Origin of the sequence: Streptomyces sp. NPDC088706 (genome assembly GCF_044752765.1) — a bacterium.
Lineage (GTDB): Bacteria > Actinomycetota > Actinomycetes > Streptomycetales > Streptomycetaceae > Streptomyces.
Genome location: NZ_JBIVLW010000001.1, coordinates 1,039,900 through 1,053,322, shown reverse-complemented (window position 1 = coordinate 1,053,322; position 13,423 = coordinate 1,039,900). Strand labels below are relative to the sequence as shown.

Below are 13,423 nucleotides of genomic sequence, written 5' to 3'. Positions count from 1 at the left end.
GGGGGTGCGGCGCGCCGCCCGGAGGGGTAGTTGCGATCTATCGCGTCTGGGTACCCTGGGGCGGTGGACCTAGAGAAGCAGCCCCAGCAGCCCGCGCGGCCGCCCGCCGCACCCGCCCAGGTCTCTCCCGCCGACGCCGTGCCCGGCGACTCCCTCCGCGCCTCCGACGCCGACCGCGACCGGATCGCGGACATCCTGCGCGAGGCGATGGCCGAGGGGCGTCTGACGGCGGACGAGCACGCGGAGCGGGTCGACCTCGTCTACCGGGCCAGGACCGTCGGTGAACTCCAGCCGCTGGTCCGCGATCTGCCCGCCTCCTCCGGCACGGCGGCCCCGCGCCCGGAACAGCAGGCGTACGCGTACGGCCCCGAGTCCCCCGACGGCCCGGCGGAGCATCTCGTCGCGGTCTTCAGCAGCGCCACCCGGAAGGGCCGCTGGCGGGTCGGTCCCCGGACGAACGCCTTCTCCCTCTTCGGCAGCGTCGAGATCGATCTGACCGAAGCGCTTTTCGGCCAACGACTGACGGTCATCAACGCGACCTCCCTCTTCGGCAGCGTGGAGATCCGGGTGCCGGAGAACATCACGCTGCGCGGCAGCGGGACGGGCGTCCTCGGCAGCTTCGACGTACGCACGCTGGAGTCGGCGGACCCGCAAGCCCCGGTCGTCGTCGTGAACGGCTACGCGGTGCTCGGCAGCGTGGAGGCGAAGCCCAGGCGCGGCAAGTTCGTCGCGGACCTCCAGAGCCGGCTGCGCAAGCACCTGGGGCACTGAGCGGGGCGGGGCGGCCGCCCTTCGGGAATCAGCCAGAACACCTCCCGGAGCCCCTCCCGCACACCGTGCGCCGGTGGCGCTGCGTGCTTAGCCGCACACACGGTGGGTATGGACTGCTGCATCGTCTCTCGCTCGCGAAGCCGAAGCCGTAGCCGTCGTCAGGAGTAGACCGTGCTGCAACCGCCGCATCAGCCTCTGCAGGTCGCCGCCGTTCCTGCCCAGCGGGCCCCCGCCCGGGAGGACGAGGCGGGCCCCTGGCACTCGGAGGCGGTGTGCCGCCGGGACGAAGCCGGGCTGTTCTTCGCCCCGTCGAAGGAGCCGACCGCCGCCCGACTGGCCCGTGAGGAGGCCGCCAAGCGGGTCTGTGCGCGCTGCCCCGTGATGGTGGCGTGCCGGGAGCACGCGCTGGTGCAGCCCGAGCCGTACGGGGTGTGGGGCGGCCTCACCGCCGCCGAACGCCGGGTCGCGCTGGCCCGCCGGCGCCGGCGGGACATCGAGCTGGCCGCCGCCGCGCCGGCGGAGCGCATAGCCGCGGCGGGCTGAGACCCGGACGGGGAGGGGGTGCGGGGCCATGGCCCCGCACCCCCTCCCCGTACGACCGCTCTCCGTCGCCGCCCGTCCGCTACTTCGCGCGGTCGAAGTCGATGGCGCTGTAGGCGCGCAGCTTCGACAACCGGTGGGTGGAGGAGATCGTCCGGATCGTGCCCGACTTGGACCGCATCACGATGGACTCGGTGGTCGCCGTCTCCGCGCGGTACCGCACACCGCGCATCAGCTCACCGTCGGTGATCCCCGTCGCCACGAAGAACACGTTGTCGCCGCTGACCAGGTCGTCGGTGGACAGCACCCGGTCCAGATCGTGGCCCGCGTCCAGCGCCCGCTGCCGCTCCGCCTCGTCCTTGGGCCAGAGCTTGCCCTGGATGACGCCGCCGAGGCACTTTATGGCGCACGCCGAGATGATGCCCTCGGGAGTGCCGCCGATGCCCATCAGCAGGTCGACGCCGGTGCCCTCACGGGCGGCCATGATGGAGCCCGCCACGTCGCCGTCGGAGATGAACTTGATCCGGGCGCCGGTCTCCCGGATCTCCTTGACGATGCCCTCGTGGCGCGGCCGGTCCAGGATGACGACGGTGACGTCCTCGGGCGTGGAGTTCTTCGCCCGGGCGACGCGCCGGATGTTCACCGACACGGGCGCGTCGATGTCGACGAAGTCCGCCGCCTCGGGGCCCGTGACCAGCTTGTCCATGTAGAAGACCGCGGACGGGTCGAACATCGCCCCGCGGTCGGCGGCCGCCAGCACGGCGATCGCGTTCGGCATGCCCTTGGCGTTGAGCGTGGTGCCGTCGATCGGGTCGACCGCGATGTCGACCTCGGCGCCGGTGCCGTCGCCGACCCGTTCGCCGTTGAACAGCATGGGGGCCTCGTCCTTCTCGCCCTCCCCGATGACGACGACGCCGTTCATCGAGACGGTCGAGACGAGGGTGCGCATGGCCTTCACGGCGGCGCCGTCGGCGCCGATCTTGTCGCCGCGGCCCACCCAGCGCCCGGCGGCCATCGCGGCGGCCTCGGTGACCCGGACCAACTCCAGGGCCAGGTTGCGGTCGGGGGCCTCCGGGGAGACCTCCAGTTGGGACGGCAGATGATGCTCGGACATCGGAGCGCACCTTTCTGTACGGCGACGACCGGATATGAGGGTGCTGTGACTCTATCGGTAGGTCGATAAAATGAGCAGTGCGGGTCACGCATGAGCACCGCGGTCCGTGCCCCCGCCGCCACCCACCGTCAGCGCCTACCCTGCGGCCGGGCGGGTCAGGCCCCGTGCCACCATGGACGCCGTGGCAAGCAAGCGAGGCAAGCAGACGGTCCGGAACATGTTTCTGTCGACCCTGGTGACCGCCGCCTGTGCGGGCGTCATCTACATCTTCGTTCCGCACGACGAGAACGCCGACCCGGTCAAGGCCGTCGACTTCACCGTGGAACTGGCGACGGTGCGGGTCGCCGCCCCCTACCCGGTCGCCGCGCCGGAGGGCCTGCCGGAGAAGTGGAAGCCGACCTCCGTCAGGTACGACGCCGCCGCGGGCAAGGCCTGGCACATCGGCTTCCTCGACCCGGACGGCAAGTACGTCGCGGTCGAGCAGTCCACCGCCGCCGCGCGGACGTACGTCCCCCAGGTCAGCCGGCGGGCCAAGGACAGCGGGACCACCGAGACGGTGGCGGGCCGCGCGTGGCAGTACTGGAAGGGCGCGAAGTACGACGCCCTGGTCCTGCCGGGCAAGGGGCACACCACCGTGGTGACCGGCTCGGCGCCCAAGGAGCGGCTGGTGGAGATGGCCGCGGCGCTGCGGACGGAACCGGCCGGGACGCCCGCGCCCTCAGCTTCCGCGCCCGCCTCCTGACGGGCGGCCTGCTCCGCTGTACGTACGTGAAGGGGCCCCGGAACACCTGGTGTTCCGGGGCCCCTTCGCACGGGCCGCTCAGACGGTCTTGACGACCTCGTCGTAGGAGAGGCGCGGGCCGCGCGAGAACCAGGCGTCCTCGCCCGGCTTGCCGATGTTGACGATCATCAGCGGGGTGTGGTCGTCGTCCAGGAACTCCTTCTGGACGCCGGCGGCGTCGTAGCCGGTCATCGGGCCGGCGGCCAGGCCGGCGGCGCGGACGCCGATGATGAAGTAGGCGGCCTGGAGAGCGGCGTTGAGGCCGGCGGCCGACTCGCGGGCCGGGCGCTCCGAGAAGAACATGTCCTTCGCCTGCGGGAAGTGCGGCAGCAGCGCCGGGAGCTCCTCGTGGAACTCGTTGTCGGCGGCCAGGATGGCGACCAGCGGGGCGGCGGCGGTCTTGGGGCGGTTGCCCTCGGCCATGTGCTGCACCAGGCGCTCGCGGCCCTCGGCGGAGCGGACCAGGACGACGCGCAGCGGCGACTGGTTGAAGGCGGTCGGGCCGAACTTGACCAGGTCGTAGATCGCCTGGACCTGCTCGCCGGTCACCGGCTCGTCGGTGAAGGTGTTGGCAGTGCGGGCCTCGCGGAAGAGGAGGTCCTGGGCTGCGGGGTCGAGAACGAGGGACATCTGGGACAAACCTTCCGGAGGGCGTGAGGAACTGCTGCAACGACCGTATCCGAGAGGTAGGTTAACTTTCAACTAAGCCCGATGTGGAGTGATCCACTCCACAACCCGGACACGGTCGCCGAGCAGCCGCGCCTGCCTGGGAATCACCCGGCCGAGGCCCTGCCCCCGTGGGGCTCGTCCTGCGGGCGGGCCAGCGCCGCGTCCAGGCGGGCCCGGGCGCCCTCCAGCCAGCGGCGGCAGATCTTCGCCAGCTCCTCGCCCCGCTCCCACAGGGTCAGCGACTCCTCCAGCGTCGTGCCGCCCGCCTCCAGCCGGCGCACGACCTCGATCAGCTCGTCCCGCGCCTGCTCGTACCCGAGCGTGCTCGTCGCGGCAGCCGCCGCCGTACCGTCGTCGTCCGTCATGTGATCCACCCTAGATGTGAGCTGCTACGTCAACGTGGGCACTGCCCCGGCGGTCCGGCCGCCTCCGTGGGCACTGCCCCGGCGGCGGTCCGGCCGCCTCACCCGTCCACCCGCACCGTGAACTCGCCCTCCGACACCCGCGCCCGCAGCGGCTCACCGGCAGCCCCGGCCTCGTCGGGGGAGCGCACCACATGGCCGTCCGGCCGCTGGAGCACCGCGTACCCCCGCTCCAGCGTGGCGGCGGGTGACAGCGACACGACCCGGGCCCGCGTGTGCGCGAGCTCCGAATCGGCCCGGTCCAGCAGATGACCCAGCACCCGGCGGCTCCGCCCGACGAGCGCGTCGATCTCCGCCTCCCGCTCGTCCACCAGCCGCTGGGGATGCTCCATCGCCGGGCGGCCGAGCGCGTGGGCGAGCCCCCGCTCCTCGCGGTCCAGGACCCCCCGCACGGTCCGCAGCGCCCGGTCCCGCAGCTGCTGCACCCTCTCCAGCTCCTCGCCCACGTCCGGTACGACCTTCTTGGCCGCATCCGTGGGCGTGGAGGCGCGCAGGTCGGCCACCAGGTCCAGCAGCGGTGAGTCCGGCTCGTGGCCGATCGCGGAGACCACCGGCGTACGGCAGGCGGCCACGGCCCGGATCAGCTGCTCGTCGGAGAACGGCAGCAGGTCCTCCACGCTGCCGCCGCCGCGGGCCACCACGATCACGTCCACCTCGGCCAGCGCGTCCAGCTCCTCGACCGCCTGGACCACCTGACTGACCGCGTTCACCCCCTGCACGGCGGTGTTGCGGACCTCGAAGCGCACGGCGGGCCAGCGGCGGCGCGCGTTCTCCAGGACATCGCGCTCGGCGGCCGAGGCGCGCCCACAGACCAGCCCGATGAGCTGCGGAAGGAAAGGGAGCGGCCTCTTCCGGTCCAGGGCGAACAGCCCCTCGGCGGCGAGCGACTTCTTCAGCTGCTCCAGCCGCACCAGCAGCTCACCGATGCCGACCGGCCGTATGTCGGTGGCCCGCAGCGACAGCTGCCCCCGGGGCGCGTACCACTCGGGCTTGGCGAGCACGACGACCCGCGCGCCCTCGCTCACCACGTCGGCGATCCGGTCGAAGACCTGCCGGAAACAGGTCACGCTCACCGAGATGTCGTGCGAGGGGTCACGCAGGGTCAGGAAGACGACCCCGGCACCCGGCCGCCGCGACAGCTGGGTGATCTGCCCCTCCACCCAGACGGCTCCGAGCCGGTCGATCCACCCCCCGATGAGGCGCGACACCTCACCGACGGGCAGCGGCGCTTCCGCGGACGTGTTGAGAGCCATGCGCCCGAGCGTATCGGGACGCACCGACAGCGGTCCGCGCCCGGAACGGCCCGGCGAAGGCGCGCTGAGCCCCCGCCGCCCCACGCCGCACCCACCCCACTCCGCACCCACCCCGCGCCCACTCGCCACGCCGCACCCGGGAACGGTCCGGCGTGTGCGGGCTCAGCGCCCACTCCCCACCCCGCCCCGGAACTGTCCGACGGCGGCCGTCCTCAGCGCCCGCCGCCCACTCCGCGCCCACTCCTCACCCCGCGCCCGCCCGTCCCCTGCACCGCGAGCACCACGAACCCCACCGCGAGCCAGCACGCCCCCACCACCTGGGCGCTCGTCGTCGCCTCCACGATGACGGCGACCAGGATCCCCGCACCGACCACCGGGACGAGCACGTGCTTCCACCAGAGGGGCGGCCCGCCCATCCGGCGTACGACGAACCAGCCGACCACTGACGCGTGCAGCAGCACGAACGCGGTCAGCGCGCCGATGTCCACGACCGACACCAGATGGTCGAGGCCGTCGTCGCGCCGGGCCGCCCACACGGCGGCCACGAGCGTCACGATCGCCGCGCCCAGGATCGCCAGGCGCGGCACGCCCGACTTCGGGTCGACCTTGGCGAGGAGGTGCGGCAGCCGTCGCTCGCGGGCCATGGCGAAGACCAGCCGCCCGGCGGCGGCCTGCCCCGCCAGCGCCGCGAACGCCGCACCGATCGCCTTGCTGACCGCCACCAGATCGTGCAGCCAGGTCCCGACGGAGGCGTCGACCGCGTCGTAGAACGCCGATCCCTGCGCCGCCGGATCCGCGGCCAGCTCCGCCGAGCTCATCGGCTCCAGCAGCGCCACCAGATACGTCTGGGCGATGAACAGCACACCCGCGAGCACCAGGCAGAACAGCACCGCCCGCGCCACCTTCCGCGACCCCCCGGTCACCTCCTCGGCGAACGAGGCGATGGCGTCGAACCCCAGATACGACAGGACCGCCACCGAGACCGCGCCCAGTACCGCGGCCGTGGAGAACGCGGCGTCCCCGGTCAGCGGCGTCAGCCAGCCGCGCTGCGCCCCGTCCCGTAGGAGGACCACCACGGCCGACACCACGAAGACCAGCAGCACCACGATCTCCATGGCCAGCACGGCGAACCCGACGCGCGCGGCCGCCCGCACCCCCCAGAGATTGAGCAGCGTGGTCACCACGACGGCGATCGCGGTCCACACCCACCGCGACACCTCCGGCACCAGCGCGTTCATCGCGATCCCGGAGAAGAGGTAGGCGACGGCCGGGATCAGCAGGTAGTCGAGCATCGCCATCCACCCCGCGATGAACCCGGGCCCTTCCCCGAGCCCCTTGCGGGCATACGTGAAGACCGAGCCCGCGAACGGCGCGACCCGCACCATCTGGGCGTAGCTGAAGGCGGTGAACCCCATGACGACGGTCGCCACGACGTAGACGAGGGCGACCGAGCCGCCGGACTTGGCGTCCAGGGTGCCGAAGATGCCGACGGGGGCCATCGGGGCGATGAACAGCAGCCCGTAGACGACCAGGTCCCGGAACCCGAGGGTCCGCCGCAGCGTGCCCTCCTCGGCGCCGCTCCCAAACCCGGTGCCGCCGGTGGACCCCGTACCGCTCCCCGAGACCGACGTCATGAACCCTCCACCGTCACCGTTCACCGTCACCGTTCGCTCCACACGTGTAGCGACAGTCTCCCGACCCGGCCGTCGTGGCGCCTGTTCGGTACGGCCTTACGATGGGACGCATGACTGCAACGCCTGCCCGCCGTGTCCTGCTCGCCGCGCCCCGTGGCTACTGCGCGGGCGTGGACCGTGCCGTGATCGCCGTCGAGAAGGCCCTGGAGCAGTACGGGGCCCCGATCTACGTCCGCCACGAGATCGTGCACAACAAGTACGTCGTGCAGACCCTGGAGAAGAAGGGTGCGATCTTCGTGGACGTCACCGCGGAGGTCCCCGAGGGCTCCATCGTGATGTTCTCCGCGCACGGAGTCGCGCCCACCGTCCACGCGGAGGCCGCCGAGCGCAAGCTCGCGACGATCGACGCGACCTGCCCGCTGGTCACCAAGGTCCACAAGGAAGCCGTCCGGTTCGCCAAGGAGGACTACGACATCCTCCTGATCGGCCACGAGGGCCACGAGGAGGTCATCGGCACCTCCGGCGAGGCGCCCGACCACATCACGCTGGTCGACGGTCCCGAGGACGTGGCGAACGTAGAGGTCCGCGACGAGTCGAAGGTCGTCTGGCTCTCCCAGACCACCCTGTCCGTCGACGAGACGATGGAGACGGTCGACGCGCTGAAGTCGAAGTTCCCGAACCTCCTCTCGCCGCCCAGCGACGACATCTGCTACGCCACGCAGAACCGCCAGATCGCCGTCAAGAAGCTGGCCGAGGACGCCGAGCTGGTCATCGTCGTCGGCTCCAAGAACTCCTCGAACTCCATCCGCATGGTCGAGGTCGCCCTCGACGCCGGAGCCCCCGCCGCCCACCTGGTCGACTTCGCGAGCGAGATCGACGAGGCGTGGCTGGAGGGCGTGACGACGGTCGGCCTGACCTCCGGCGCCTCGGTCCCCGACGTCCTGGTCGACGGGGTCCTGGAGTGGCTCGCGGAGCGCGGTTACGCGGACGTGGAGACGGTCAAGACGGCGGACGAGTCGATCACCTTCTCCCTGCCCAAGGAACTCCGCCGCGACCTGAGGGCCGAAGCCGCCGCCCTTTCCGCCGAGTAGCGGGGCACGGGACCCGGCCCTGCCCGTACGGTGTTTCCATGGAGATCTTCGGTGTGGACATCGGCGGTTCAGGGATCAAGGGCGCTCCCGTGGACCTGGACCGCGGAGAGCTGGCGCGGGAGCGCCACAAAGTACTGACACCTCAGCCGGCCACGCCCGAGGGCGTGGCCGACTGCGTGGCCGAGGTGGTCGGCCACTTCGACTGGTCCGGCCCCATCGGGATCACGTTCCCGGGCGTCGTCACGGACGGCGTCACGCGCACGGCGGCCAATGTCGACAAGGGCTGGATCGACACCGACGCCCGCGCGCTGCTGGGCGAGCGGGTCGGCCGGCCCGTCACGATCCTGAACGACGCGGACGCGGCCGGGGTCGCGGAGATGACGTTCGGCGCGGGCCGGGGCCGTAAGGGCACGGTCGTCATGCTGACCTTCGGTACGGGCATCGGCAGCGCGCTCTTCGTCGACGGCCGCCTCGTCCCCAACACCGAGCTGGGCCACCTGGAGCTGCACGGCCACGACGCCGAGAAGCGCGCCTCGACGAAGGCCAAGGAGGACGAGGACCTCAGCTGGCAGCACTGGGCGCACCGGGTCCAGAAGTACCTGCTGCACGTGGAGATGCTGTTCTCGCCCGAGCTGTTCATCATCGGGGGAGGGGTGAGCCGCAAGGCGGAGAAGTTCCTGCCCCTGATCGAGAAGGTCCGCGCGGAGATGGTTCCGGCGGAGCTCCAGAACAACGCGGGGATCGTCGGCGCGGCGATGGCGGCGGCGGAGAAGTAAGGGGACCTGCCGGCGCGGGGGCACTCGGCAGGTACAGGGACGGGGGCCGTTACCTGACGGCGCGGGGCGCTCGGGGGTGCGGGGACGGGGGCTGCTACCTGCCGGGCGCGGGAGCACTCGGCAGGTAGCGGAACGGGGCCCGTTACCTGCTGGCGCGGGGGCGCTCGGCACGTCCGGCCGGCGCACCCGCCCCGGCGACCTTCTCGGCCACCCGGACCGGGGGCTGCTGCCCCGTCCCCGTACCGGTACGACCCGGGGCCACCAGGTGCCGCTGCCGGGCCCGCATGTGCGCGACCTTGCGTACGGATGCGATGAGACCCGCCACCAGCGTCCCCCCGTACAGCCAGCCGGCGTGCACGGCGAGCGCGGTGACCAGGGCCATGGTCTGCCCGCCGAAGCCGCCGGACCCCCCGGAGATCGGGAAGACCCCGACGGCAAAGGCGATGGGCACGCTGATCGGCGCGGTCACCAGGTCAGCGGGCCGCACCCAGAGCGCGGTGAGCGCGCTGACCGGCAGGAACAGCAGCCCGTAGACCAGCTCGGAGCTGTCGAACAGCAACCGGTCCAGACAGGCGACCACGAACATGGTCAGCGCGGCGAACAGCCCGGCCCCGATCCCGGTGAGCCGGGGATTGGGGAAGCGCCGCAGGGCCAGCAGCACGGGAGGCACGGTACGCACCCGCCCCCCGGCGCCTCCCACCACCCGGTAGACGGTGGCGGACTCACCGAAGGCACCCCGCACGGGCGCGCCGGGAGGGGCGGACGCTGCCTGCGGGGCCGGCCTGCGCTGCGGGGGACGTGTCCTGTGCTGCTCCACGGGGACAACGTAGGTCGCGGGGCGGGAGGAATCAGGCGTTGGACACGCGCTTTGGCTGAGCTTGGCGTTGCGTTCGATGCCGCACGGCCGAAAGCAGACCTGTTCGGCGGTGTGCACGAGGCTTCGACGCCGTACGTACGACAGCGGGCGTACGGGACGATCACCGCCCAACGGTGTCCGTACGACGTTCGTGCGGCGGTCATCGCCCCGTACGCCCCACCCGCCCACGGCTGGGACGGACCCGTGCGAGGCCGAGCGCCCCCGCCCGTAAACTGGAGAATCGGTCCACTCCGTGACTGGCCCGGACAGCCGAGCCGGCCCCGGACGCCCCTGACCCCCTCCTCACTCCAGGAAGTCGCCAAAGTGTCGCTCACGATCGGAATCGTCGGTCTGCCGAATGTCGGCAAGTCGACCCTGTTCAACGCCCTGACCAAGAACGACGTGCTGGCGGCCAACTACCCGTTCGCCACGATCGAGCCGAACGTCGGGGTGGTCGGCGTCCCCGACCCCCGCCTCGACAAGCTGGCGGAGATCTTCAACTCGCAGAAGCTCCTGCCGGCCACGGTGGACTTCGTCGACATCGCCGGCATCGTCCGGGGCGCGTCGGAGGGCGAGGGCCTGGGCAACAAGTTCCTGGCGAACATCCGCGAGTCCGACGCGATCTGCCAGGTCATCCGCGCCTTCAAGGACGAGAACGTCGTCCACGTCGACGGCAAGGTCTCGCCCAAGGACGACATCGAGACGATCAACACCGAGCTGATCCTCGCCGACCTCCAGTCCGTCGAGAAGGCCGTCCCGCGCCTGACGAAGGAGTCCCGCCTCCAGAAGGAGAAGGTCGCGGTGCTCGCCGCGGTCGAGGACGCGCAGAAGATCCTGGAGTCCGGCCAGACCCTCTTCTCGGCGGGCATCACCGCCGCCACGGAGAAGGGCAAGCTCCTTCACGAGCTGCACCTGCTCACCGTCAAGCCGTTCCTCTACGTCTTCAACGTCGACGAGGACGAGCTGGTCGACGAGGACTTCAAGAACGAGCAGCGCGCCCTGGTCGCCCCCGCCGAGGCGATCTTCCTCAACGCCAAGATCGAGTCCGAGCTCATCGAGCTCGACGACGACGAGGCCCTGGAGCTCCTCCAGTCCATGGGCCAGGAGGAGCCCGGCCTCGCCACCCTCGGCCGCGTCGGCTTCGACACCCTGGGCCTCCAGACCTACCTCACGGCAGGCCCGAAGGAAGCCCGCGCCTGGACCATCAAGAAGGGCGCCACCGCCCCGGAGGCGGCCGGTGTGATCCACACCGACTTCCAGAAGGGCTTCATCAAGGCGGAGATCGTCTCCTTCGACGACCTGGTCGAAACAGGCTCGGTCACCGAGGCCCGCGCCAAGGGCAAGGCGCGCATGGAGGGCAAGGACTATGTGATGCAGGACGGGGATGTGGTGGAGTTCCGCTTCAATGTGTAGCGGCTGACTTATCACCACGTCGCTGATCTGGCAAACATGCAGGTCAGAGAGAGCCCGACCCTTCGGGGTCGGGCCCTTGGTTTTTTCCCGTGCTGGGATGGCTGACCCCTCGTCACCTGTCGTCATCCCTGGTCATCCGTACCGTGCTGGGATTGTGCTGGGACGCGGATGCGCTGCCGGTGCTGGGATCCACACCGGTGAGTGGCTGAACGGTGGCTGCTGGCTCTGGCAAAGTGATCGGCACTGTTAGACGATTTTCGTGAGGAACTTGTGAGCACGCTCGGTCGCTTCATCTGGTCGATCGCTGACCAGCTTCGGGGCCCCTATCGCCCCAACCAGTACGGGACAGTGGTCCTCCCGTTCACGATCCTGAGGCGGCTCGACTGCATCCTTAAGACTGATCATGCGACGGTGCGAGAGCTGGCAACGAAGTTCGAGAACCCGAACCGGCTCAAGGTCGAGGTCAAGAAGGCCACAGGGCGGACCTTCTACAACACCTCCAACTACTCGTTCGCAAACTTGCTGGAGGACGCGGACGGGCTGGCGGACAACCTGGCCGACTACATCGACCGGTTCTCCGCCGACGTGGACGTGTTCGAGTACTTCGACTTCAAGAAGGAGATCCTGGCCTTGGAGAAGGCCGGGCTCCTGCGCGAGATCGTCAAGTCATTCGGCAAGGTCGATCTCCACCCAGATGTGGTGTCGAACGCCGACATGGGCGACGCCTTCGAATACATCATCCGCAAGTTCAATGAGGCAGCGAACGAGACCTCCGGCGACCACTACACACCCCGCGACGCGATCCGACTTCTGGTCGACCTGCTCTTCGCGGAGAGGGACGTCGACCTCACCGAGGGCAGCATCATCCGATCGCTGTACGACCCCACCGCCGGCACCGGCGGCATGCTCTCCCTGGCAGAGGAGCACCTGCTCGCTGGGAACCCTGACGCGAAGCTGGGCCTGTACGGCCAGGAGTACAACCCGCAGTCGTACGCCATCTGCAAGTCCGACCTGCTCGCCAAGGGCCACTACGCGACCAACATCGCCTTCGGTAACACGCTCACTGACGACGCCTTCAAGGGCCGCCAGTTCGACTACTGCATGTCCAACCCGCCCTACGGCGTGGACTGGAAGCAGTACGCCAAGGCGATCAAGGAGGAGCGCGACTCGGCCGGCCCCTACGGCCGCTTCGCACCGGGCCTCCCCGCAACGTCCGACGGGCAGATGCTCTTCCTGCTCCACCTGGCCCACAAGATGCGCGCACCCGAGGACGGCGGCGGCCGCGTCGGCATCGTCATGAACGGCTCTCCGCTCTTCAGCGGCGCCGCCGAATCCGGCCCCTCCAACATCCGCCGGTGGCTGCTGAAGAACGACCTCGTCGAAGCGATCGTCGCCCTGCCGACCAACATGTTCTTCAACACTGGCATCGCCACCTACATCTGGATCCTGGACAACACCAAGCACCCCGCCCGCCAGGGCAAGGTGCAACTGATCGACGGCACGTCGTTCTGGACCAAGATGCGCAAGAACCTCGGAGCCAAGGGACGCGAGATCAGCGACGCCGACCGCGCCGAGGTCGTGCGGCTCTACGCCGACTTTGAGGACGCCGATCCCGACTTCTCCAAGGTGCTGCGCAATGACGAGTTCGGCTACTGGACGGTCACCGTCGAGCGCCCCCTGCTGGACGAGGGCGGGAATCCCGTCGTCAACCGCAAGGGTGATCCGAAGCCCGACTCGAAGAAGCGCGACACCGAGAACGTGTCCTTCACCTACGGCGGCTCGACTGCTGGCGCGGCAGCGGAGCGCGAGGTCATCCAGGCGTACTTCGACGCGGAGGTGAAGCCGCACGTTCCCGATGCCTGGATTGACTGGGCCAAGACCAAGACGGGGTACGAGATCCCCTTCACCCGCCAGTTCTATAAGTACGTACCACCCCGCCCGCTCGCCGAGATCGACGCCGACCTGGAAAAGCAGGTCGCCAAGATCCTCGACCTGTTGCGGGAGGTGGAGCAGTGACGACCAAGCCGCCGCCCGAATGGCGTGAGACAACGGTGCGGCGTGTGTTGCGACCGCTGGGCCGACCTGCCCGGACGGGGCTCGGTG

At 70.4% G+C, this 13,423-nt stretch carries 13 protein-coding genes; 7 read left to right on the top strand and 6 right to left on the bottom strand.

From position 1 onward, the window contains the following. Positions 1-63: 63 nt before the first annotated feature. Complete coding sequence (locus tag ACIQAK_RS04715) at positions 64-771, top strand: DUF1707 domain-containing protein (protein ID WP_366391095.1); 708 nt, start codon at positions 64-66, stop codon at positions 769-771. A 171-nt stretch (positions 772-942) separates the two neighbouring features. Then, on the top strand, positions 943-1,314 hold the full coding sequence (locus ACIQAK_RS04710) for a WhiB family transcriptional regulator (RefSeq protein ID WP_366391096.1): 372 nt from the start codon (positions 943-945) through the stop codon (positions 1,312-1,314). A gap of 79 nt (positions 1,315-1,393) precedes the next feature. On the opposite strand, the gene glpX is transcribed toward ACIQAK_RS04710, so the two are convergent. After that, complete coding sequence (gene glpX, locus ACIQAK_RS04705) at positions 1,394-2,425, bottom strand: class II fructose-bisphosphatase (protein WP_164616081.1); 1,032 nt, start codon at positions 2,423-2,425, stop codon at positions 1,394-1,396. A gap of 172 nt (positions 2,426-2,597) precedes the next feature. On the opposite strand from glpX, the gene ACIQAK_RS04700 reads away from it, so the two are divergent. Beyond that, a complete protein-coding gene (locus tag ACIQAK_RS04700) occupies positions 2,598-3,167 on the top strand; it encodes a DUF4245 domain-containing protein (protein WP_366392572.1) in 570 nt (189 codons plus the stop codon). 78 nt (positions 3,168-3,245) lie between these two features. Here ACIQAK_RS04700 and ACIQAK_RS04695 read toward each other — a convergent pair whose 3' ends face one another. The 4 genes from ACIQAK_RS04695 to ACIQAK_RS04680 all read right to left on the bottom strand — a co-directional run bounded on the left by ACIQAK_RS04695 (position 3,246) and on the right by ACIQAK_RS04680 (position 7,184). Next, complete coding sequence (locus tag ACIQAK_RS04695; protein WP_366392573.1) at positions 3,246-3,836, bottom strand: malonic semialdehyde reductase; 591 nt, start codon at positions 3,834-3,836, stop codon at positions 3,246-3,248. Between the two features lie 143 nt (positions 3,837-3,979). After that, complete coding sequence (locus ACIQAK_RS04690) at positions 3,980-4,240, bottom strand: exodeoxyribonuclease VII small subunit (RefSeq protein WP_366392574.1); 261 nt, start codon at positions 4,238-4,240, stop codon at positions 3,980-3,982. Between the two features lie 98 nt (positions 4,241-4,338). After that, a complete protein-coding gene (gene xseA, locus ACIQAK_RS04685) occupies positions 4,339-5,550 on the bottom strand; it encodes an exodeoxyribonuclease VII large subunit (RefSeq protein WP_366392575.1) in 1,212 nt (403 codons plus the stop codon). Positions 5,551-5,762: 212 nt separating this feature from the next. Further along, a complete protein-coding gene (locus ACIQAK_RS04680; RefSeq protein ID WP_366392576.1) occupies positions 5,763-7,184 on the bottom strand; it encodes an APC family permease in 1,422 nt (473 codons plus the stop codon). 101 nt (positions 7,185-7,285) lie between these two features. Between ACIQAK_RS04680 and ACIQAK_RS04675 the strand changes: the two genes are divergently transcribed. Further along, positions 7,286-8,275: a 4-hydroxy-3-methylbut-2-enyl diphosphate reductase gene (locus tag ACIQAK_RS04675; protein ID WP_366392577.1), complete on the top strand. Its 990-nt coding sequence runs from the start codon at positions 7,286-7,288 to the stop codon at positions 8,273-8,275. Between the two features lie 38 nt (positions 8,276-8,313). Then, positions 8,314-9,051 (top strand): polyphosphate--glucose phosphotransferase, encoded by a 738-nt coding sequence (gene ppgK / locus ACIQAK_RS04670; protein WP_366392578.1) that lies wholly within the window; start codon positions 8,314-8,316, stop codon positions 9,049-9,051. A gap of 142 nt (positions 9,052-9,193) precedes the next feature. Here ppgK and ACIQAK_RS04665 read toward each other — a convergent pair whose 3' ends face one another. Further along, positions 9,194-9,793: a DUF6542 domain-containing protein gene (locus ACIQAK_RS04665; protein WP_401363427.1), complete on the bottom strand. Its 600-nt coding sequence runs from the start codon at positions 9,791-9,793 to the stop codon at positions 9,194-9,196. A 438-nt stretch (positions 9,794-10,231) separates the two neighbouring features. On the opposite strand from ACIQAK_RS04665, the gene ychF reads away from it, so the two are divergent. After that, positions 10,232-11,320, top strand: a complete 1,089-nt coding sequence (gene ychF, locus ACIQAK_RS04660; protein ID WP_366392579.1) for a redox-regulated ATPase YchF — start codon at positions 10,232-10,234, stop codon at positions 11,318-11,320. 270 nt (positions 11,321-11,590) lie between these two features. Next, entirely contained in the window at positions 11,591-13,336 is a 1,746-nt protein-coding gene (locus ACIQAK_RS04655) for a class I SAM-dependent DNA methyltransferase (protein ID WP_366392580.1), read from the top strand. Positions 13,337-13,423 lie beyond the last annotated feature (87 nt).

Bases quoted from the DNA above. Each gene is read 5' to 3' on its own strand.
- xseA (WP_366392575.1), bottom strand. From the start codon at position 5,550: ATGGCTCTCAACACGTCCGCGGAAGCGCCGCTGCCCGTCGGTGAGGTG.
- glpX (WP_164616081.1), bottom strand. From the start codon at position 2,425: ATGTCCGAGCATCATCTGCCGTCCCAACTGGAGGTCTCCCCGGAGGCC.
- ACIQAK_RS04695 (WP_366392573.1), bottom strand. From the start codon at position 3,836: ATGTCCCTCGTTCTCGACCCCGCAGCCCAGGACCTCCTCTTCCGCGAG.
- ACIQAK_RS04690 (WP_366392574.1), bottom strand. From the start codon at position 4,240: ATGACGGACGACGACGGTACGGCGGCGGCTGCCGCGACGAGCACGCTC.
- ACIQAK_RS04680 (WP_366392576.1), bottom strand. From the start codon at position 7,184: ATGACGTCGGTCTCGGGGAGCGGTACGGGGTCCACCGGCGGCACCGGG.
- ACIQAK_RS04675 (WP_366392577.1), top strand. From the start codon at position 7,286: ATGGGACGCATGACTGCAACGCCTGCCCGCCGTGTCCTGCTCGCCGCG.
- ACIQAK_RS04700 (WP_366392572.1), top strand. From the start codon at position 2,598: ATGGACGCCGTGGCAAGCAAGCGAGGCAAGCAGACGGTCCGGAACATG.
- ppgK (WP_366392578.1), top strand. From the start codon at position 8,314: ATGGAGATCTTCGGTGTGGACATCGGCGGTTCAGGGATCAAGGGCGCT.